20 protein-coding genes, 1 tRNA gene and 1 pseudogene are annotated in these 20785 nt (G+C 64.3%); 9 read left to right on the forward strand and 13 right to left on the reverse strand.

The window, feature by feature from the left end; all coding sequences use genetic code 11:
• Positions 1-52 precede the first annotated feature (52 nt).
• The gene (locus H3V53_RS17495; RefSeq protein WP_336599024.1) at positions 53-553 is read left to right on the forward strand and encodes a GNAT family N-acetyltransferase; all 501 of its coding nucleotides are present in this window, start codon (positions 53-55) and stop codon (positions 551-553) included.
• Positions 554-565: 12 nt separating this feature from the next.
• Here the strand turns inward: H3V53_RS17495 and H3V53_RS17500 are convergent, their stop codons facing one another.
• The 3 genes from H3V53_RS17500 to H3V53_RS17510 are packed head-to-tail and all read right to left on the reverse strand — an operon-like array spanning position 566 to position 2590.
• Complete coding sequence (locus tag H3V53_RS17500) at positions 566-1456, reverse strand: cytochrome c oxidase assembly protein (protein WP_336599025.1); 891 nt, start codon at positions 1454-1456, stop codon at positions 566-568.
• Positions 1457-1511: 55 nt separating this feature from the next.
• A complete protein-coding gene (locus tag H3V53_RS17505; protein WP_336599026.1) occupies positions 1512-2000 on the reverse strand; it encodes a copper chaperone PCu(A)C in 489 nt (162 codons plus the stop codon).
• 17 nt (positions 2001-2017) lie between these two features.
• Entirely contained in the window at positions 2018-2590 is a 573-nt protein-coding gene (locus tag H3V53_RS17510; protein WP_336599054.1) for an SCO family protein, read from the reverse strand.
• A gap of 459 nt (positions 2591-3049) precedes the next feature.
• Here H3V53_RS17510 and otsB point away from each other — a divergent pair, with 459 nt between their 5' ends.
• Entirely contained in the window at positions 3050-3799 is a 750-nt protein-coding gene (gene otsB, locus H3V53_RS17515) for a trehalose-phosphatase (RefSeq protein ID WP_336599027.1), read from the forward strand.
• Positions 3800-3857: 58 nt separating this feature from the next.
• Positions 3858-5285, forward strand: coding sequence for an alpha,alpha-trehalose-phosphate synthase (UDP-forming) (otsA, locus tag H3V53_RS17520; RefSeq protein WP_336599028.1), 1428 nt, complete (start codon positions 3858-3860; stop codon positions 5283-5285).
• 100 nt (positions 5286-5385) lie between these two features.
• Here the strand turns inward: otsA and H3V53_RS17525 are convergent.
• Both H3V53_RS17525 and H3V53_RS17530 read right to left on the reverse strand, forming a co-directional pair.
• Positions 5386-7220 (reverse strand): annotated as a pseudogene (locus tag H3V53_RS17525) (ABC transporter ATP-binding protein).
• Between the two features lie 505 nt (positions 7221-7725).
• Positions 7726-7956 carry a hypothetical protein gene (locus tag H3V53_RS17530; protein WP_336599029.1) on the reverse strand — a complete coding sequence of 77 codons (231 nt, stop codon included), beginning with the start codon at positions 7954-7956 and terminating at the stop codon, positions 7726-7728.
• Here H3V53_RS17530 and H3V53_RS17535 point away from each other — a divergent pair.
• The 3 genes from H3V53_RS17535 to H3V53_RS17545 all read left to right on the forward strand — a co-directional run bounded on the left by H3V53_RS17535 (position 7942) and on the right by H3V53_RS17545 (position 10662).
• Positions 7942-9006, forward strand: coding sequence for a glycosyltransferase family 4 protein (locus tag H3V53_RS17535; RefSeq protein ID WP_336599030.1), 1065 nt, complete (start codon positions 7942-7944; stop codon positions 9004-9006). The two genes, H3V53_RS17530 and H3V53_RS17535, sit on opposite strands and share 15 nt — an antisense overlap.
• Before the next feature lie 256 nt (positions 9007-9262).
• The gene (locus H3V53_RS17540) at positions 9263-10129 is read left to right on the forward strand and encodes a hypothetical protein (protein ID WP_336599031.1); all 867 of its coding nucleotides are present in this window, start codon (positions 9263-9265) and stop codon (positions 10127-10129) included.
• A 74-nt stretch (positions 10130-10203) separates the two neighbouring features.
• Positions 10204-10662 carry a DUF2214 family protein gene (locus tag H3V53_RS17545; protein ID WP_336599032.1) on the forward strand — a complete coding sequence of 153 codons (459 nt, stop codon included), beginning with the start codon at positions 10204-10206 and terminating at the stop codon, positions 10660-10662.
• A gap of 66 nt (positions 10663-10728) precedes the next feature.
• On the opposite strand, the gene H3V53_RS17550 is transcribed toward H3V53_RS17545, so the two are convergent.
• The 8 genes from H3V53_RS17550 to H3V53_RS17585 form a co-directional block, all read right to left on the reverse strand.
• Entirely contained in the window at positions 10729-12081 is a 1353-nt protein-coding gene (locus H3V53_RS17550; RefSeq protein WP_336599033.1) for a hypothetical protein, read from the reverse strand.
• 79 nt (positions 12082-12160) lie between these two features.
• On the reverse strand, positions 12161-12577 hold the full coding sequence (locus H3V53_RS17555) for a hypothetical protein (RefSeq protein ID WP_336599034.1): 417 nt from the start codon (positions 12575-12577) through the stop codon (positions 12161-12163).
• A gap of 10 nt (positions 12578-12587) precedes the next feature.
• A complete protein-coding gene (locus tag H3V53_RS17560; RefSeq protein ID WP_054924974.1) occupies positions 12588-12977 on the reverse strand; it encodes a GtrA family protein in 390 nt (129 codons plus the stop codon).
• Positions 12974-13948, reverse strand: a complete 975-nt coding sequence (locus H3V53_RS17565; protein ID WP_336599035.1) for a glycosyltransferase family 2 protein — start codon at positions 13946-13948, stop codon at positions 12974-12976. The genes H3V53_RS17560 and H3V53_RS17565 overlap by 4 nt, the downstream gene beginning before the upstream one ends.
• Positions 13949-14219: 271 nt before the next feature.
• Positions 14220-14294: transfer RNA gene (locus tag H3V53_RS17570), tRNA-Val, on the reverse strand.
• A 48-nt stretch (positions 14295-14342) separates the two neighbouring features.
• Positions 14343-15092: a DNA polymerase III subunit epsilon gene (gene dnaQ / locus H3V53_RS17575; RefSeq protein WP_336599036.1), complete on the reverse strand. Its 750-nt coding sequence runs from the start codon at positions 15090-15092 to the stop codon at positions 14343-14345.
• A 65-nt stretch (positions 15093-15157) separates the two neighbouring features.
• The gene (rnhA, locus tag H3V53_RS17580) at positions 15158-15604 is read right to left on the reverse strand and encodes a ribonuclease HI (protein WP_054924971.1); all 447 of its coding nucleotides are present in this window, start codon (positions 15602-15604) and stop codon (positions 15158-15160) included.
• On the reverse strand, positions 15601-16416 hold the full coding sequence (locus tag H3V53_RS17585) for a class I SAM-dependent methyltransferase (RefSeq protein ID WP_336599037.1): 816 nt from the start codon (positions 16414-16416) through the stop codon (positions 15601-15603). The genes rnhA and H3V53_RS17585 overlap by 4 nt, the downstream gene beginning before the upstream one ends.
• 18 nt (positions 16417-16434) lie before the next feature.
• Between H3V53_RS17585 and gloB the strand changes: the two genes are divergently transcribed.
• From gloB to H3V53_RS17600, 3 genes are all read left to right on the forward strand, one after another.
• Positions 16435-17226: a hydroxyacylglutathione hydrolase gene (gene gloB, locus H3V53_RS17590; protein ID WP_336599038.1), complete on the forward strand. Its 792-nt coding sequence runs from the start codon at positions 16435-16437 to the stop codon at positions 17224-17226.
• A gap of 155 nt (positions 17227-17381) precedes the next feature.
• On the forward strand, positions 17382-19067 hold the full coding sequence (locus H3V53_RS17595) for a transglycosylase SLT domain-containing protein (protein ID WP_336599039.1): 1686 nt from the start codon (positions 17382-17384) through the stop codon (positions 19065-19067).
• A gap of 228 nt (positions 19068-19295) precedes the next feature.
• Positions 19296-20540 (forward strand): MFS transporter, encoded by a 1245-nt coding sequence (locus H3V53_RS17600; protein WP_336599040.1) that lies wholly within the window; start codon positions 19296-19298, stop codon positions 20538-20540.
• The last annotated feature ends 245 nt before the right edge of the window (positions 20541-20785 follow it).

The following is a 20785-nucleotide window of genomic DNA, read 5'->3' on the forward strand; positions in this document are numbered from 1 at the left end:
GTCCGAACGGCGCGGCATAATCGACGATCTCTCTTCTACGCAAAGCAATGTCATGAGCGAGCAGCGACCTGCGGGAAACACAGAAACGTCTCATATCGACTGGCGATGGAAGGCCTTCGACGACCTGACGAACGTCGAGGTCTACGACATGCTTGCCGCTCGCGCGGCTGTCTTCGTGATCGAACAGAATTGTCTGTATGGCGACATCGATAGTCTCGACACGGATGCTTGGCATCTGCTCGCCTATGGCACGCAAGCAGGCAGCACGCGCGCGAAACTGGCCGGTTATCTGCGTGTGCTGCTGCCTGATGGCGAGGAGAACGATATTCGCATCGGCCGCGTGCTGACGACGGCTGAGTCTCGCGGACAAGGTCTGGGCAATGCGATGCTGGAGCAAACGCTCGGGCACATCCGCGCGCAATGGCCGGGCACGCCTGTGCGTCTGCACGCGCAAGCGCATCTGCAGGCGTTCTACGGTGCGTTCGGCTTCAAGCCGATCTCGGACGTGCACGAAGAGGACGGCATCCCGCATATCTGGATGCGCGCCGCCTGAGTCTTACCGTTCTCAATGCTGATTGGCGGGCTGCGCGCCCGACGAGGTTTGCGTACGAGCCGACGCCGTCGCGTCAGCCATTTTCTCGTCACGCAATCGCGCCCGCGCGGACAGTCGCATCCAGTGACGCAGCGCGATGACTGCGCCTATCACGCTCATCATCGAGCCAGGAATCCATAGCAAGAGTCCGCCGATCTGCTGATCGCGCATCGGACTGAGCCAGGTAAATGCGCGTCCGCAAATCGAATAGACGGGATACAGCTCGCGCGGCGAAAAGAAGATAAACGCGCCGAGCACGATCTGCGGCGGAATCGCCGCAACCACGAGCAGAATGCGCTTGCCCGGCGACAGGCGCGCGGGCGGTGCCGGCCGCGAATCGAGCACGAGCCACCAGAACAGCAATCCGTCGATCACCATGCTCCAGTTCATCACGCGATACAGCCGCCAGTCGAGCATCGCCACAAAGTGGACGGGCGAGAGCAGCCAGAAATAGATCAGTCCAACGAACAATACGACGGCGACGACGGGGTGGAACAGCACGTCGAGCGTCGCGCGGACCCAGCGGGTGCGCAGCGCGGGCCGCACGAAGCGCTGTCGCCAGATGAACGGCATGCCGGCGCGCATCGCCGCGCCCGGATACGACAGCGCGATGAAAAACGGCCCGAGATGATGCAGCACCAGATGCTGCGCCCGATGCATGAAGAATTCATGCTCGAAAAAGTAGTCGAGCCGCGTGTGCAGCGCGACGTACAGCGCCCCGAGCCCGAACCAGAACGACAACTGCCGCGCCACCGACACCTTCGCCTTGCGCACGCCGCGCGCGAAAAGCAACGCGGCAACGAGCATCGCGACCACGACGGTCGGCGACGGTTCCCAAGGTTCGAGCCAGTAGAGCAGGTTCATCGCGGTCAGATGTGCAGGTTCATCGCGGTCAGAAGTGCAGGTTCATCGCGCGTCGCTACTTGGTCTGCGCCGGCGACTTGACGGCGAACGGCGCATCGAGCGTTTCGCCGTCCGAGAACTGCAGCTTCAGATGCACCGTGTCGCCGGGCGCGATCTTGCGCTTCGCGTCTTCGAGCATGACGTGATAGCCGCCGGGCGAGATGGCCGCCTGACCGTGCGCGGGCACGGTCAGCTTGTCGACCATCACCATTTTTTGCGTCGAGCCGTTCGATACCGTTTGATGCAGCATCGCCATGCCGTAATCGGCGCTCGAAATATCGACGAGATCGATCGGCTTGTCGCTCGAGTTGACGAGGGTGACGTACGCGGCCGAGGGCAAATTGTTCGGCAGCCAGCGAACCCATGCGTTCTGCACGGCGATCGCCTGCTTGGCGTTCGCGGCGTCGGCGGCGTATGCGGCGACGCCGCCCGTTGCGACCAGGGCGAACGCGGCCGCGCAGGCGAGAGCGTGAAGTTTCGAAAGGACTTTGACTGGTTGTGTCATGGCTAACCTGTGAGATTTCAGGAGTGGTCTTCGAGGATACGGCGCACGTCGGCCGCGATGGCCTCGGGCGTATCGTGATCCGTGGCGAGCAGGCGCGCGCGGTTGCGCGCATCGAAGATGTAGACGGCCGAACTGTGCGTCACCTCGTAGTTGCCGTTCGCGTCGCGCTTTTCCATCTGGTAGGCGACGCGATAGTGCCGCGCCATCTGCTCGATCTGTTTGTCTGTGCCCGTGAGGCCGCGTGCGTGCTGCGCATCGAAGGCGCCGACATAGTCATGCAGCGCCTTCGGCGTGTCGCGCGCGGGATCGACGCTGATGAACAGAATGCGCACATTCTGCGCATCCGGCCCAAGCTTGCCGATGACTTGCATCAGACGTCCCATCGTTTCCGGGCAGACATCGGGACAATGCGTGTAGCCGAAGTAGACGAGCGACGCGCGTCCCTTCAGCGATTGCGCCGTGACTGGCCGGCCATCGTCGCCCGTCAGCGTGAAATCGAGATCAGGCAGATGACCGCTCACGTCCGTCAGTTGCCAGGGCTCGCTCCGATGCGAGCACCCGGCAAGACCCAGCGCCGCGCACAGCGCGATGCCGCCCCACGCCGCGAGGCGCCGTCCGACGGGCCGGCGGGAAGCGGCAGCACGAGATTGGGACACGAGGGACACGGGAGCTTTCGGGAACAAAGTCAGTTTCGACGACTCGATCTAAAGAGAGACGCAAAGCGCGCGCCGCGGCGAGGCGTGCGTGCTGCAGCAGCACCTGGTCGACGCGTAGCGTTATTTCACGGCCAGCGCCGTTGCGACTCTATCGCAATTTGCGACGGGTCGTTGTACCGTGGGCCTCAGGCGCTGGAAGCGAGTCAATATGCCGCAGCGCGTTGAAAGGCGGCCGAAGCCGGATCGTACGGTTTTTGCATCCGGCAGGTTGGGTGACGGACGGCGATCGCGCGCTGCGCGTCACGAAAGCTTACTTTCTCGAAAAAACGACCGATGCGCGGTAAGATGCGCACACTTTTCCGGCTGCAGGCGGCTGAGAGGCAACGTATACCGATGCAAGCACTTCCCGCATTTCTGTCTCCGACGGAGACAGCATTTTTCTTCGATTTCGACGGCACGCTCGTCGATCTGGCACCGACGCCCGACGGTGTCCTCGTTCAACCCGAGGCCATCGCCTTGGTCGCGGAACTGCGGCGCCTGACAAACGGCGCGGTGGCGGTCGTGTCGGGGCGGGGCATCGACAGCATCGACCAGTTTCTCGGCATGCCTGATCTGCCGATTGCGGGCCTGCACGGCGCCGAGCGACGCGACGCGAACGGCGACACGCAACGCATCGGCTTCAACGACGACCGGCTGCTGCGGATGGAGCAGATACTCGCCGAAGTCGTCAACGCGAATCCCGGCATGCTGCTCGAAATCAAGGGCGCGGCGCTCGCGCTGCACTATCGGAACGCCCCCGACCGCGAACCCGTCGCACGCGAGGCGACAACGCGGCTCGTCGCGGACTATCCGGACGCCTACGTGCTGCAGCCCGGCAAGATGGTCTATGAAATCAAGCCGAAGGACGTCGACAAAGGCCGCGCGCTGCGCGCCTTTCTCGACGAACCGCCGTTTGCCGGGCGCACACCCGTGTTCGCCGGCGACGATCTCACCGACGAAAAGGGCTTTGCCGTCGTCAACGAGCACGGCGGCCTGTCGATCAAGGTCGGCGCAGGCGACACGATCGCGCACGCCCGCATCGGCTCGGTGAGCGCACTGCTTGCGTGGCTGTCCGAAGTCGTCGCGGCGGCGCGTCAAGTATGATGCGCATGATGAACACGATGAGCGCTTCCTGTTCACGCCTGCACGGACGCTCGCCGACATGAGCCGACTGATCATCGTATCGAACCGCGTCGCGCCGATCTCGGAAGGCGGTCCCGCGGCGGGCGGCCTGGCCGTCGGCGTGTACGACGCATTGAAGGAAACGGGCGGCATGTGGTTCGGCTGGAGCGGCGAAGTGCTCGGCGCCGGGCAGCCGCAGATCAAGCTCGAAGAACACGGCCCGGTGACATTCGCGACCATTGGCCTCGTGCGCCGCGACTACGACCAGTACTACCGCGGCTTTTCGAATGCGACGCTGTGGCCGGCGTTTCACTATCGGCCGGATCTGCTGCAGTTCGACCGGCACGACTTCGAAGGCTATGGCCGCGTGAACACGTGGCTCGCGCAACAGCTGGTGCCGCTGCTGCGCGACGACGACGTGATCTGGGTTCACGACTATCACCTGATTCCCTTCGCGCAGGCGCTGCGCGCGGCGGGCGTGAGGAATCGCATCGGCTTTTTCTTGCACATTCCGTTTCCCGCCGCGCAGGTGCTGCTCGCGGTGCCGCCGCATCGCGCGCTCGTCGAGGCGCTGTGTTCGTTCGATCTGCTGGGCTTCCAGACGAAACCCGATCTGCGCGCGTTCTGCGACTACATCGTCAACGAGGCGGACGGCACCGTCGATCAGTCCGCGCACGGGCCGAGCCTCATCCATGCTTTTGGCCGCACGTTGCGCGCGGCCGCGTATCCCATCGGCGTGTATCCCGACGAGATCGCCGAACTGGCGAAGGCGGGCGAGAGCGACAAGCCGGTACGCACGATCGAAGCGACGCTGCACGCGCGCAAGCTGATCATGAGCGTCGACCGGCTCGACTATTCGAAAGGGCTCGTCGAGCGTTTTCGCGCGTTCGAGCGGCTGCTCGAACACACGCCGTCGTATCGCGACAAGGTGTCGTTCCTGCAGATCGCGCCGCCCACGCGCTCCGATCTGCACGCGTATCAGGAAATTCGCCTGCAGCTCGAAGGCGAGTCGGGGCGCATCAACGGACGCTTCGCCGAGCTGGACTGGACGCCCATCCGCTATATCCACCGGCAGTACGAGCGGCCCGTGCTCGCGGCGCTGTTCCGTACGGCGCACGTCGGCTATGTGACGCCGTTGCGCGACGGAATGAATCTGGTCGCGAAAGAATATGTGTCGGCGCAGGATCCCGAAGACCCCGGCGTGCTGGTGCTGTCGCGCTTCGCGGGCGCCGCACAGGAGCTGACGGGCGCGCTGATCGTCAATCCCGTCGACATCGACGGTATGGCCGATGCGCTCGGCGCGGCGCTGTCGATGCCGCTCGCCGAGCGCAAGTCGCGCTACGCGGACATGATGGCGCAGTTGCGCGAGAACAATGTGTCGGTGTGGCGCGACAACTTCATGCGCGACCTGCAGCAAAGCCCGGCTGCCGAGGCGGCGCGGTTGGCAAGGGAAGTCGCCGGTAGTTGAGCCGTCCCGCTGCGCGTCGCCCGTACGCTAGTCGCAAAAAAGCCGCTTCGAATCGAAGCGGCTTTTTTGTGCGCGCGGCTGTCGGATTCAGGCCAGCGCGTTACGCCACATGCTGTTCGTCGAGCTTCTTGCCGCCGACATGCAGCGTCGAATGCTTGCCGAACTGCTTGGACAGCAGGTCGCGATACAGACCCGGACGATTGCGCAACTCTTCGGGACTGCCGTCGTCGATGACCTTGCCCGCGCTCATCACGATGATGCGGTCGAAGTTATGCAGCGTCGACAGCCGGTGCGCGATCGCGATCACCGTGCGGCCGACCATCAGCCGGTCGAGCGCCTTCTGGATCGCTTCTTCCGAAGCACTGTCGAGCGCGGAGGTCGCTTCGTCGAGCAGCAGGATGGGCGCGTTCTTCAGGATGGCGCGCGCGATCGCGATACGTTGCCGCTGGCCCCCCGACAGCTTCACGCCGCGGTCGCCGACGATCGTGTCGAACCCTTCCGGCATCGCCTCGATAAAGTCCGTGCAGCGGGCTTCGCGCGCGGCGGCGAGCACCTCTTCGCGCGACGCTTCGGGGCGGCCATACGCGATGTTTTCGTAGACCGTGCGATGGAACAGCGAGATGTCTTGCGGCACCAGCGCGATCGCGTGACGCAGGCTGTCCTGCGAGATGGTGGAGATATCCTGGCCGTCGATCATGATCCGGCCGCCCTGCGTTTCGTAGAAACGCTGCAGCAGGGCGAGCACGGTCGACTTGCCCGCGCCCGACTTGCCGATCAGGCCGACGCGCTGGCCGGGCTGGATCTCGAGATCGAAGTGATCGAGGATGGGGCGGCGCTTCGGATAGGCGAACGTGACCTTGTCGAAGGTCACGCGGCCGCCTTGCGGGACGAGCTCGGTGGCGTCGTTGCGGTCGGGCATGCCGTGCGGCTCGAGCAGCGTCTTCACGGCTTCGGCGAGACGCGCGACGTGCTGCGTGACGTCGACCAGCGCGACGGCCAGATCGCGCGTGCCGTGCAGGATCGCGAAGCCGAGCGAGCTGACAGCACGATATCGCCGGAGGTCGCCTTGCCCTGGTCCCACAGCCACAGCGCCCAGCCGAGCAGCCCCGCCGACAGCAGCGCCGTGATCACGGCATGCAGCAGTCGCAGCTTTTCGAGGTACAGCAGGCTTTGCTGGCGCGCATCCATTTCGGACTTCACCGTCGCGCCAAAACGCTTCTGCTCGCGAAACGTCATGCCGAACGCGCGCACGAGGCCCATGTTGCCGATCACGTCGACGAGTTCGCCGTCAACGGCGGCCGCCCTGGCCGCGAACGTGTGGTGGCGCGCCGAGCCGCGTCCCGCCAGCTTGAACAGCACGACCGAGAGGATCGCCGAACAGGTCAGCAGGCCGAGCGCCATCAGCGGGTTGACGGTGACGATCATCACAATGGCGCCCATCACGGCGATGCACGGCGGCAGCACGTTCCAGGCGGTGGTGTTCTCGGCCGTATAAACGGCGTTCGATGTCGCCGTGATCCGGCTTGCCAGCATGCCGGGCTGTTTCTCGGCGTAGTAGGTCGGCGAATGGCCGCTCAGGTACGCGAACAGGTCCTTGCGCAGGTCGCCCGTGACGACGACGAACGTATGCGCTGCGACCCATCCGCCTACCCGCCACAGCAGGTTGTCGGCGGCGATCAGGCCGACGAGGATCGCAAACGCGCCCCACAGCGGGCCCGGGTGGTGGCGCCCTTCGCCGAGCACATCGATCAGATGCTTGATCGCGTACTGCGAGGCGAGCGCACAGCCCACGGCCGCCAACACGCTGCCGAGGACGACCAGATGGGCGACCGGATGGCGGCGGATATAGCGGAAGAGAAACGAAAGCGGCCGGCTCGCATAGCTCGAAAGCTTTGCGTTATGGGCGTTTCGCTGGGCGATGGTCAGATGTTCCAATTGTTCGTTTGGTCGGTATGAAACGGTTTGAGTCGGGTTCCGGGCGTGCAACGGTTGTGCCCGGCGCGGCTCGTAACACCAGCGTAGGACTCGCATTGTAAACATGCAAAAGCCATTTCGCATGGCGGTACGGACTAAGAGGGCGCGATTATTTTCGCGACAACGTACCGGTAAGGTTTCCCACGCTTGACCTGCCAGGCGTCAAGTGGTTCATGCCATCGGCGCCTATTTCTGGGATAGAATTACAGATTGCATACGAAGCCGGCGGACGGTCTTGCCGACCGTCGCGCACGCGCCGTCCAATGCGGCCGTCGTACGGCTTGCGGCGCCAGTGCCGATGCAGGGTTCCCAATGTAAAACGTCTTGATAAAACAAGGGTTTGCAGAGTGTTTCGTGTTTGTAACAACGTAAAGACTTTGAAATGTTGGGGCGCGGTCATTACTTAGGCATCGATAATGCATGCTCGGTCTCGTCGGGAAAACTCTGACAGTTTGTCAACGTTCGTTCAGATGCCGCGTTTACGGCTAGAGCGCAGACGTTGATAACGACCAAGCTGGCGTCTTACCAAGCGATCCATCGCAGAATTTCTCGAAAGAATCAGGCTCGTGCCCGATGCAGCTTCAGGCTGCATGTCGAATCGAGCACCCTGGCGAGCAAGCGAAGTCGCTTTTTTTCCAAACTGCAGTCTTTTTGCCTGATCTTTTACGAGGAGTTCTCCATTATGCGAATCGCTCAAATCGCTCCGTTGCACGAGGCGGTTCCTCCCAAGCTCTACGGCGGCACTGAACGCGTGGTGTCGAACCTGACGGAAGCGCTCGTCGAGTTGGGACACGACGTGACGCTCTTTGCGAGTGGCGATTCGCAAACCTCGGCCAAGCTCGAAGCGTTCTGGCCGCAGGCGCTTCGTCTGGACCCGACGATCCGCGACGTGATGGCGCCGCATATGCTGCTGCTCGAAGAAGTGCGCCGCCGCGCCGACGAATTCGACGTGCTGCACTTTCACATCGACTACTACCCGTTCTCGCTGTTCGCGCGCCAGCCGGTGCCGTTCCTGACGACGATGCACGGCCGTCTCGACCTGCCTGAACTGCAGCCGATCTTCAACACGTTCAACGACGTGCCCGTCGTCTCGATCTCGGACAACCAGCGCCAGCCGCTGCAACAGGCCAACTGGCTGTCGACCGTCTATCACGGTCTGCCCGAAAACGTGCTTACGCCGATCCCGAACGTCGAGCCGGGCTACCTCGCATTCCTCGGCCGCGTGTCGCCGGAGAAGGGCCTCGACCGCGCAATCCGCATCGCCGGCCAGGCAGGCATGAAGCTGAAGGTCGCCGCCAAGATCGACAAGGCCGACCGCGCTTACTACGAAGAAGTGATCAAGCCGCTGATGGCGCTCCCGCACGTCGAGTACATCGGCGAAATCGGCGAAGCCGAAAAGCGCGAGTTCCTTGGCAACGCCCATGCACTAGTGTTCCCGATCGACTGGCCGGAGCCCTTCGGTCTGGTGATGATCGAAGCGATGGCGTGCGGCACGCCCGTGATCGCGTTCAAGCGCGGCTCGGTGCCGGAAGTGATCGAGAACGGCGTGTCAGGCTTCGTCGTCGAAGATGAAATCAGCGCTGTCGCAGCCTTGAAGCGCCTCGACCAGCTGCCGCGCGCCCGCGTGCGCAAGGCATTCGAAGACCGCTTCACGTCGAAGGTAATGGCGCAGAACTACCTGAGCACGTACGAAGAACTGCTGCGCACGAAGCGCCGCACGGTCCTGCGCGAAGTCAACGCCAGCTGATCGACGTCGCCGGGAGGTCGGGGCGGACGGGGTTCAGTACTGTCTGTTTCCAGTCTTCGCAGTCCTCCAGCAACGCCCCGCATGTGTCGCACATGCGGGGCGTTGTTGCATTTGCGCCGCACGCGAATGCGCGCGAGGCAGCGAATGGGCATCAAAGTGCGCGATGCGGCACCGGCAACCGTGAGACGAATCCGTAATATCCCTATAATGGCCGTGCCGCAAATCCGGCGCGGCCCGTGGACATGAGGAGAGTGCTTTGGCGAGAACGAAACAGACGCGTGCGAGCGCGGCGCCCGGCGCCGGCACGATGTTCGCGTTGCGCGCCATCGGTCTCGTGATCCTGGCGCGCTGGCTGTTCTCGATAGGCGACATGGAGCCGCTGACGGCGTTGCAGGCGATGGCGTCATCGCCTTGGGCCTGTATCAATCTCGTGTTCCTGTTTCTGCTGATCTTTCTGCCGGGCGCGAAGGCGCGTGCCGAGCGGCCGTTTCATCCACTGCCCCAATGGCTGCGCCAGGCGTTGCGGCTGTTTGCTTTTCTTGGCTTGCTGTTCGCGGTCTGGTCGGTGGGTGCATTCGTTCTGGCAGCCGGCTGGCGGCGCGCGTTCAACACCGTCGCCGCCACCAACGGCTGGCTGATCGCCGCGCCGACGCTCTATGCCGCCGTCGTGTGGATCTGCCGTCCGCGCGCGCTGTGGCGTACCAATATCGCGGCGCGGCGCTTCGCGATCGGGCGGTACGCGATCTCGATCGATGCCGTCACGCGCACGGCCATCGTGTGGGCCGAGAGCCGCAAGCTTGGCCAGTACGACGCGCGCGAACTGTCGTTGCGTTGGCCCGATGGCGCGCGGGGCGCTGCGCGGATGGCCCGCGCCGCCGACGCAATCGATCTGTCGGGTGCGCAGCCCGCGACCGTGCCACAAATCCCGCATGGGGCGAACGGACACGCGACGCTCGAGCGCGCGGGCGTCGGCGGCTTGCTGCGCAGGCCTGTCATCGAGCTGACATGGGATTCGCCCGCTGCCGCCGGTCACAACCGGCAGACCGTGTTTCGTGCGCCGCTTTCGACGGAAGGCGATCGCGTCGCAGCCCGGGCGCTCGACGCCAACCTGCGTCAGACCTGACCGCCCGCGGGCGCGTGGTGCCCGCACGTGTCTGTCGGCTGCATCAACCGCTTTGCATCGTTCATGGAGGTTCCATGCTGATCCGCTGGTTGCTTGCCGCCGTTCATCTGCTGGGATATGGCTTCGCACTCGCCGCGATCATCGGACGCACGCGGGCGCTGCGGCGCCTGACGAATGCGGCCGATCTGCCGCGCGTCTTCGTCGCGGACAATGCGTGGGGCATCACGGCCGTTATCCTGATCGTTACGGGTATGATGCGCGTGTTCGGCGGCTTCGAGAAGGGCGCCGACTACTATTTGCACGAACCGCTTTTCCATCTGAAGATGGCGGCGCTCGTGCTGATCCTCCTACTCGAAGCCGCGCCGATGATGACGCTGATCCGCTGGCGCGTCGCTGTCAGGAAAGGCGAGACGCCCGATGTCTCCCGCGCGGGCAGGTTCGCGCGCACGGGTCACTGGCAATCCATTCTGCTCATCCTGATGGTGTTCGCCGCTTCGGGGATGGCGCGGGGAATCGGCGCAGGTTCGTCGTGAGTTGATCGTCGCGCGTTGGCGGGCTGCGGCAGGAAATGCCGGCACCGCGACAGCCGATGCATCCGGTCAGCGCGGACTGATGCGGCACCACTGCCACGCGAGCACGCCCTTGCCGATCCCGGCTTCGTAAGGTGCGCAGGAAGCCGCGTCGAAACTGAAGCCGGCGCGCTCGAAGGCGGCTGCCGCGTCGGCTGAAAGTTGCCGGTTGCGCGCGGCGATGTCGAAGCGGTCGTCGGCGCGCAGGCCCAGGCGGCACTGCTCCGACGCGTCGCGCGGCGCCTCGACGGCCGCATGCAGATGCAGCGCCGACACTGCGCGGCGCAGCGTTGCGCAGCCGCGAGCCGAATGCGTGAGACCGAGCGCAGCGACGGCGTCGTTGACGCTGTTGACGTTGTCCTCGCGCCAGTTGTGCGCGCCGTCGATCAACGCAAAAGTCGGCCCGCCGCGTTCGCGGGCGAGCGCGACGATGCGCGCGCGGAACGCGTCCGTCGCGGGGAAGCTGCTGTCGATCTGCGCGAACGCGACCGTGTCGGGGAATCGGGTTGCGAGCCAGGCCCAGCCTGTCGTCGTGCTTCTGATCACGACCGTCGTACGCTCGGGCTGCGGCAGCGGCGGAAGCTGCGTGTGATAGAGGGGATCGGCCCAGCCTTCGTGACCCCAGGTGCGCGCGCCGCCCGCGACGACGACAGCCGTCGCCGCGATCAGCAGCCATGCCGCCGCGCGCCGCGCGAGATGTCCAGGCAGCAGACGGTCCAGCAGCAGCACGAGCACCATCGGCGCGAGCACCTCGATCGGCACGATGTAGCGGTAGATGCTGAAGAGCTTCATCCACACGACGAAACCGAGCGCCACGAACAGCACGACGAGCCGCTGCTTCGACTCCAGCGCGGCGCGCGGCCGTCCCGTGAACCGTTGCATCGCGCGAGCAAACGCCCACCACACGAACACGAGATAGAGAATCGGCCAGATCACCTGACGGATCGGCGTTTCGCCCACGCGCTTCGAGTCCGCCGCAATGATGAAGGGCCACAAGAGCGTCTCGGCGAGGTTGCGCGGCAGCCAGCGCGCGTCGCCTTGCGCGGCCGCCGCCGTCAGCGGATTCGGGAAGAACTTGCCGAACTGCGGATACAGCGGATTGCCGTACAACTGCCACAGATGCAGCATCCAGTAACCCGTCGTTGCCGCCATCCCGAGCAGCACGCCGATGCCGAACACGAACGCGATGCGCACGCGCGCCGCCAGCGAGCCCGGATAGCTCAGCAGGCTCAAACACAGCGCCACGGCATACACGGCATTGGTCAGCTTGAGACCCGCGGCGCAACCGACGAGCAGGCCGCTCGCCACCGCGCCGAATGCCCCCGCTGCGCCTGTGCCGAGGCGGCGCCAGTTCGACAGCGCGACGAGCAGACCGCCAAGCACGAGAGCGTCGTCGTGTCGTCGCCCATCGAGTTGCCGAGCCCCGACAGGAAGTTGGCCGTCAGGCAGCCGGCCGCGGCGATCAGGATGGGCAGGCGGTAGCGCTCGTCGGCGGAGCTGGAAGGCCATACCTGGCGCGCGATTGCACGATCAGCACGAACGTCGCGCCGTGCAGCACGCCCAGCAGAAAGCCGACCACGCGCGACGGCAGATGCGTATTCAACAGATACAGCGCGGTGTCGAGCAGCGGATTGAAATACGACTGCATGCCCGCCGGCGCGAGATCTGTCGCGAGCTTGCCATGCAGCCACGCGAACGGGTTGTACAGGTGATAGTTGTAGAGATCCCAGTTCGCGTCCGCGCCCAGCAGCAGCGAGTACAGACCGAACAGCAGCGGCACGATCACGCATGCGGCCGTCAGCGCGCGACGCGAGCACAGCTGGGCAAAACGTCCGCGTCCCGCGCTCGATGCGGCGTTCGCCGGAAGATTCGTTTTCATGGGCGGGCGGTTATGAGCGGGCCTTGAAGACCCAGAGCTTCGCGCTGACGAAGTTGACCGTCATGCCCGCGAGCGAGCCGATCGCGACGGCAATGAGCGGCAGCAGCGCGCTTTTCGGCAGCAGCAGGACGGCGGCGCTATAGGCGGCGTAATTGACGGCGCCGCCGCCGAGCATCGCGAACAGGTAATGCCACCATTCGACCCATGCCGATTTGTCGCTGCGTTGAACGAACGTGAAGCGGCGATTGATCTGCCACGTCGACCAGACGGCGGCCACGAACGACACGGCGCGGCCCGCGAAATAACCGGCGCCGAGCGCGAGCATCCCGTACAGCACGCCTGCATCGACGATGAGGCCGACCACGCCGGCAATCGCGAAGCGCAGCAATTCGCGCTTCATTCGACGGCCTTCGCCGCAGCGCTCGCGGACTGGTGTCTGAGGCCCGGCGCGGGGATCGCGAGATAGGCGAGGCGCTTCACCTCTGCGCGGCCATGCGTGACGGTATCGAGGATCACGCCGCAGACAAGGAACAGCGCCGCGAAGATCATCAGCGCGGCGCATAGCACGGCCGTGGGAAAGCGCGGCACGAGGCCCGTTTCGACGTAGGTTTCGAACAGCGGCACGGCGAGCGCGATCGACGCGAGCGCGCAGATCGCCGTGCCGATCGAGAAGAAGGCGAGGGGACGCTCGGCGCGGAACAGCTTCACGATCATGCCGAGAATGCGAAACCCGTCGCGATAGGTGTTGAGTTTGCTGACGGAGCCTTCGGGCCGCGATTTATAGCGGGTGGCGATCTCGGCGACGGGCATGCGCAGTTCGAGTGCATGGACGGTCAGCTCCGTCTCGGTCTCGAAGCCCTTCGAATGCGCGGGAAACGACTTCACGTAGCGCCGCGAAAACACGCGATAGCCCGAGAGCATGTCGGTGAACGTGCGGCCGAAGATCGACGCGACGAAGCGCGTGAGCATCACGTTGCCGAAGCGATGCCCGAGACGATAGGCCTCCTGCTCGTCCGTATGACGGGTGGCGACGATCATGTCGAGTGCCTCAGCCACGAGCCGCTCGATCATCTGCGGCGCGGTCGAGGCGTCGTAGGTGTCGTCGCCGTCGACGAGCACGTACACGTCCGCATCGATATCCGCGAACATGCGGCGGATCACGTTGCCCTTGCCCTGATACGCGACCTGGCGCACGGCGGCGCCTGCCGCGCGGGCGATGTCACTGGTGTTGTCCGTCGAGTTGTTGTCGAACACGTAGATGTCGGCGCCCGGCAGCGCGGCGCGAAAATCGCGCACGACGGAGCGGACCGTCGCGGCCTCGTTGTAGCAGGGAATCAGGACGGCAAGACGAAGCGAGTCGTATAGGGGCATCGGCAGCGTGAAGGGTGATGACGGTCAGAGGCTTCGCACGCGAGGGCCGGACGTCCGGCTGGATGGTGCCGAACGCGTTTGGCCGGTTGAGAAGCGCCGCTATTTTAGCGCACGCCTGTTAGTACGCCGGGTTGTGCGCTGGCTATGGACGCAAGCGCAAAGGTCGGAGAGAACGAATAAGAAGCGGAATAAGAAACGGGAAAAGTGGAGATGCGGAGCAGAAAAGAAGAAGGCCCGAACGTTGCCGTTCGAGCCTTCTTGTCTTCGTAACTGGTGGGTAGTACTGGGATCGAACCAGTGACCCCTGCCGTGTGAAGGCAGTGCTCTACCGCTGAGCTAACCACCCGAAGAGATTCGAATTATGTCAGGTCTCTCAGACTTCGACAAGCACTTTTTAAGCAATTTGCGCATCGACGGTTGCCGACGCATCTTCCCCTGCCGGTTGCGTGCGCCACACGCTGGTTGCCTTCAGCGATTTGTCGATGCCGTCGAGCAGCGCTTCGTGTTCCGCGAGTTCGTCGACGCTCGCCGCGAGTACGACGAGCTCGAGCGTGTCGAGCTTCACGCGCTTCGCACCGCCCGCTTCGCCTGCCGCTGTTTCGCCGATCATATCGATCACGAGGCTTTCCTGGCCGCGTGTCATGGCGAGGTACACCTCGGCAAGCAACTCCGAGTCGAGCAGCGCGCCGTGCAGTGTGCGGTGCGCGTTGCTGATGCCGAAGCGGTCGCACAGCGCGTCGAGCGAATTGCGCTTGCCGGGGAACATCGTCTTGGCGCGCACCAGCGTATCGATCACTTCGCCGCAATGGTCGCTGAACGGCGGCAAGCCCAGCAGCGCGAACTCGGCGTCGAGAAAGCCGATGTCGAACGGCGCGTTGTGAATGATGATTTCCGCGCCCTTGACGAAATCACGCAGCGCGTCCGCGATCTCCGCGAATTTCGGTTTGTCGCTGAGGAATTCCGTCGTCAGGCCGTGGACGGCCAGCGCGCCGGGGTCGCTATCGCGCTCCGGGTTCACGTAGAAGTGCAGGTTGTTGCCCGTCAGCCGGCGGTTCACCAGCTCGACGCAGCCAATTTCGATAATGCGGTCGCCGCTTTTCGCATTCAGTCCCGTCGTTTCCGTATCGAGGATGATTTGACGCATGTCGATGTTGCCTGCCTGTGTTGATGCGTGGAGATTGATGCGGGAAAAAAAAGTTGGCCGTGCCGTCAGAGTTCGGCGAGCGATGCGACGCCGCGATTGGCGAGCGCGTCGGCGCGTTCGTTCTCCGGGTGGCCCGCGTGGCCCTTGACCCAGCGCCACTCGAGCTCATGCTGCTGCGTGAGGGCATCGAGCCGCTTCCACAGGTCCGCGTTTTTCACGGGCGCCTTTGCCGCCGTCACCCAGCCTTTTTTCTTCCAGCCGTGAATCCATTCGCTGATGCCTTTTTGCACGTATTGCGAATCCGTGTGCACGATCGCCTTGACGGGGCGCTTCAACGCCTCGAGCGCGGCGATCACGGCCATCAGCTCCATTCGGTTGTTCGTCGTGTTCGCTTCGCCGCCGAACAGTTCTTTTTCCTGCGCGCCGAAGCGCAGCAGCGCGCCCCAGCCGCCGGGACCGGGATTGCCCTTGCAGGCGCCGTCGGTGAAGATTTCGACCTGATCTGAACTCATTTTGTCTTGTTGCGGGTGTTGGGCGTGGCGGCGGGCGCGAGGCCGGCGGCCAGCACGGGCTTCTTGACTTTCAGCGGACCGACAAGGCGCATGCCGCGCACGCGCTTGATCGCCGTGACCATGTAGACGGCGCCGAAAATGGGCCACCAGCGGTCGCCGGCGGCTTCCATGAACTGATAGCGCGACAGCCATTTTTCGCCGACGAGGGGCGGACGATAGCAGCCGAAGCGCCCGCGATCAAGGTCGAAGCCGAGCAGCTTGATCCAATCCTTTAACCGGGTGAACGCGATCAGGTCGTGCGCGGCGGGCACGAACGGACGCCCCGTCACCTTGCCGACCGACTGGCGCGCACCCCACAGCGACAGCGAATTGAAACCGAGGATGATCAGCTGGCCCTCCGGCATCAGCACGCGCTCCGCTTCGCGCAGCAGCCGATGCGGATCACGCGTGAACTCCAGCGTGTGCGGCATCACGATCAGATCGACGCTTTGTGCCTCGAACGGCAGGTCGAGCAGGTCGCACCAGACGGCGCTACGGCCGTGCGGCGTGTGCAGTTCGGGCAAACCGCCCGCGACGCCGCGCGGGAACGTGTACGGTGCGCTTGCCCCGCTTTCCGCGTCGAGCACGAGGCCGCGGCACGGCATGCGGTTCTCGCGCAGCGCGTCGAGTTGCGGCAGTCCGAGCTGCAGCGCGTGATAGCCGAAGACGTCGGACACGACGCGGTCGAGCTGCGCCTGCTCCCACGCCAGCACGTAACGTCCGGGCGGGGAGGTGGTCCAGGCAGGCCAGTCTATAATCGATCGGTCAGACATGTTGAGAATGCGTCGCCTATGAATTCGCTCGAGTACGTTCCCGTTCCGGCGTTTGATGACAATTACATCTGGGTCGTGTCGGACGGCCATCATGCCGTCGTCGTCGATCCCGGCGACGCCGCCCCGGTGAAGGCCTATCTGGCAAAACGGGGATGGCGGCTGAGCGCTATTTTACTCACCCACCATCACGCCGACCATGTCGGCGGAGTGGCCGATCTGCTGGCTGGCCAGGTTGTGCCCGTGTACGGGCCCGCCGGCGAAGCAATTCCCTGGGTCACGAACCGCCTGAAACAGGGCGACGAAGTGCACCTTGCGGCGCCCGCGCTCGACTTCACGATTCTCGACGTGCCTGGCCATACCAGCGGCCACATTGCCTATTTCCAGGCCGCCGATCTGCGCGGTACCCCGCACGTCTTTTGCGGCGACACGCTGTTCGCCTGCGGCTGCGGCCGGCTCTTCGAAGGGACGCCCGCGCAGATGCTGAAGTCGCTCGACGCGCTCGCCGCGTTGCCCGGCGAGACGGAAGTGCACTGCGCGCACGAATACACGCTGTCGAACATCCGTTTCGCGCTCGCCTGCGAGCCGGACAACGCAAAGCTGCAGGCATGGCGCGATCAGGCGGCGGATTTGCGCGCACGCCACGCCCCCACACTGCCGACAACGATTGCACACGAGCGCGCCGTCAACCCCTTCCTGCGGGCCGGCGAGCCCGCCGTTCAGGCGACGCTCGCTGAGCATCTGCATGAATCGGTGCCCGACCGCCTGGCCGCGTTCACATTGATGCGTGAGTGGAAGAACAGGTTCCGCTAACCGGGCAGCGCATGGGGGCATGCTCATCCGATTCATAGGAAAAAACGCCAAGCCCAAGATTTGGCTACGTTTTTCACATTATTCTGATTGACGGAAAGGGCACACTTTCGTACTATCGGCTGCAAATTCCAGCCCCTTTGGAAGCCGAGACGTTCATGAGATTCATCTTTAGCGCGTTGCTGGTCCTGACGCTCGCCGCTTGCGCGAGCCAAGGGCCAACAACGAACAGCCTTTCCAACGCTTCCAATCCTGCTAGCCAGCAAGCCGTAGCCGACGCCCTCCGCAAGACAGCCACCGCCAAAGAAACGATCAACGTAGACCAGGGTTCCGTGGACCAGTTGACGACCGCGGACAGTGATCTATGGGGCCGTATTCGCCGGGGTTTCCAGATGCCCGACCTGCAGAGCGACCTCGTCGACATGCAGGCGAACTGGTATGCGCAGCGTCCGGATTACGTTCAGCGCATGACCGAGCGGTCGCAGAAGTACCTGTATCACATCGTCGAAGAACTCGAAGCGCGTCACATGCCGACCGAACTGGCGCTGCTGCCGTTCATCGAGTCCGCGTACAACCCGCAGGCGTTGTCCGTTGCGAAAGCGGCGGGCATGTGGCAGTTCGTGCCGGGCACGGGCCGCACGTACAACCTCAAGCAGAACATGTGGCAGGACGAGCGCCGCGACGTGCTTGCGTCCACCAGCGCCGCGCTCGACTACCTGTCGCGTCTGCACGATATGTTCGGCGACTGGTATCTGGCGCTCGCCGCATACAACTGGGGCGAGGGCAATGTGCAGCGCGCGATCGCGCGCAACGAGGCGGCGGGTCTTCCGACCGACTACCAAAGCCTGCGCATGCCGATGGAAACGCGCAATTACGTGCCCAAGCTGCAGGCCGTCAAGAACATCGTGATGAACCCGCAGGTGTTCGGGCTCACGCTGCCGTCCATTCCGAACCACCCGTACTTCGTGACGGTGACGACGTCGCACGATATCGACGTCGACACAGCGGCCAAGCTCGCGAACATGACGCCTGACGAGTTCCGCTCGCTCAATCCTTCGTTCAAGAAGCCGGTCATTCTCGGCGCGACGCAGCCGCAAATTCTCTTGCCGTTCGACAACGCCAGCGCGTTCGAGCGCAACCTGAAGTCGTACACGGGCTCGCTGTCGTCGTGGACGACCTATACGGTGACGGAGCGTTCGCGCCCGGCGGCGATTGCCGAGAAGATCGGCGTCGATCCCGACACGCTGATGGCCGTCAACAAGATTCCGGCGGGCATGCGGCTCAAACCGGGCTCGACGATCGTCGTGCCGCGCGCCGACGATGACGACGAAGACATCAGCGCCGACGTCGCCGAAAGCGCCGTGCTCGCAATGGAGCCGGACGTGCCCGACACGCGCAAGATGCTGATCCGCGTACGCCGCAAGCAGTCGATGGCAATGATCGCGGACCGCTACGATGTGTCGATCGGTCAGTTGAAAGCATGGAACCGCACGAAGCGCGATCTCGTGATGCCGGGCCAGGTCGTCGTGCTGCACGTGCCTGTCGGCAAGGCGATGCCGAGCGAGCCGGGCCCGCAGAAGCTGGCGACGGTGCCCGTCGGCGGTGGTGTCGAAAAGGCGAGCGCCCAGGTCGCCGATACACGCCCCGAATCGCACTATGATAAGAAACGAGGCCGCGGCCACACTGGCGTGGTCAAGGTGTCGGAACCGGTTGGCAAGGCCGCCAAGCCGTCCCCCGCCAAAGGCAAGATGACGAAGGTTTCGACGGAACCGGCCGGCAAGGCGTCGAAGGCTGAGTCTGGCAGTCACCAAAAAGTCTCGGCCAACGCGAAGAAGGGCAAGTAGACAACAGCGGCCGTGTCGAGGATGACCGAACATGCGTTGCGGGGGGGGGGGGCGGCGCATGAAGTGCGCTCCGATCTTTCCTCGTTTCCCTGAACGCCGTCACCCGAGGTGACGGCGTTTTTGTTTTCACCGACGTTTCCCGCACCCGGCGCGCGGTCTTGCACCAGGATGGACGTCATTCCGTTATCGTTCAGCCTCAGGCCCGCCGGGTCATCATGCCGACGCCTCATGTTCTCGACGCCGCTCCGTGTCTTTCTGCTTTTCTCTGCCGGTTACTTCGTCTCGTACGTGTTTCGCGGGGTGAATCTGGGCTTTGCGCCGCTGATCACGCGTGAACTCGGCCTGTCGGCCGCCGATCTCGGTCTGCTGACGAGTCTGTATTTTCTGGGCTTCGCGGGCGCCCAGTTGCCTGCCGGCGTGCTGCTCGACCACTTCGGCGCGCGCCGCGTCACGGCGGGCATGCTGCTGTTCGCGGCGGCTGGCATCGGCGCGTTCGGCGCGGCGCACGGTATCGGCATGATGATGGCGGGGCGGCTGCTGATCGGCGTGGGCGTCTCCGTGTGTCTCGGCGGCGCGTTCAAGGCGCTCGCGCAGCATTATCCGCCGGCCCGCCTGCCGCTCGTCAACGGATTCGTGATGGCCGTCGGCGGCTTGGGCGGCGTCGTGGTCGGTTCGCCGCTAACCTGGGTGCTGACGTTCGCGAGCTGGCGCGCCGTCTGTTTTGCGCTGGTCGTCCTGACGATCATCGTCGCGGCACTGCTGTGGCTGTTCGCGCCCGAAAAGAAAGAAGTGCATCGCCAGGCGAGCCTCGTCAGCCAGTTCAAGGGCACGTGGCATATCCTGCGCAGCGCCGCGTTCTGGAAGATTGCCTCCTTCTCGGTCGTCACGCAGGGCGTCTTCTACGCGATGCAGTCGCTGTGGGTCGGCGCGTGGCTGCGCGACGTGTCGGGCTTCCAGCCGCAGCAGGCGGCCGCGTTCGTCTCGGTGCTCGGCTTTGCGATGATGGTCGGCTGCGTCGGCTTCGGCGCGGCGGCGCGCAGCATGGAGCGGCGCGGGTTGTCGCTGTATGCGTTTTGCGGCGTCGGAATGGCGCTGTTCGTCGTGACGCAACTGCTGATCATGCTGCGCGCGCCGTTGCCCGCCGGACTGCTGTGGGCGGCGTATGGAGTTTTCGGCGGCGTCGGCATTCTGAGCTACGCCGTGCTTGCGCGGCACTTTCCGCCGCATCTGATCGGTCGCGCCAACACGACGCTGACGCTGATCATTTTTCTGCTGATCTTCGGGTTCCAGATCGGCGTGGGCGCGGTGCTTTCGCGCTGGACGCCCGTCGACGGCCACTATCCGCGGGCGGCACATTTGACCACGTGGGGCATTCTCGTCGCGCTGCAGCTGGCGAGCGGCGTCTGGTACGTGCTGCCGAGCCGCGTGCTGACGAAAAACGCGCCACGCGTTCATGCCGAGCATCAGCCGTAACGCGGCGGACCTATCCTGATAATCGGCGAAGAAGCCGCGAAGCCGGCGTGTCGCGTACGTCCGGCGCGCTCGCGCGGCCGATCCGGCCGCGTTCGTCCGTGTCCTGACCATCTCGGATTTGGAGAGAAGGGCCATTTCAGGCTATAATTTCAAGGTTTGAGCTTATCAACCCGCACCCTAGCGCCTACCTCTCCCACACCGTTCATCCGCCGCGTTTCGTTGTAGTTTCCGTCGTTTTCCGTGAG

Origin of the sequence: Paraburkholderia bengalensis, assembly GCF_037126505.1 — a bacterium.
Classification (GTDB): domain Bacteria; phylum Pseudomonadota; class Gammaproteobacteria; order Burkholderiales; family Burkholderiaceae; genus Paraburkholderia; species Paraburkholderia bengalensis.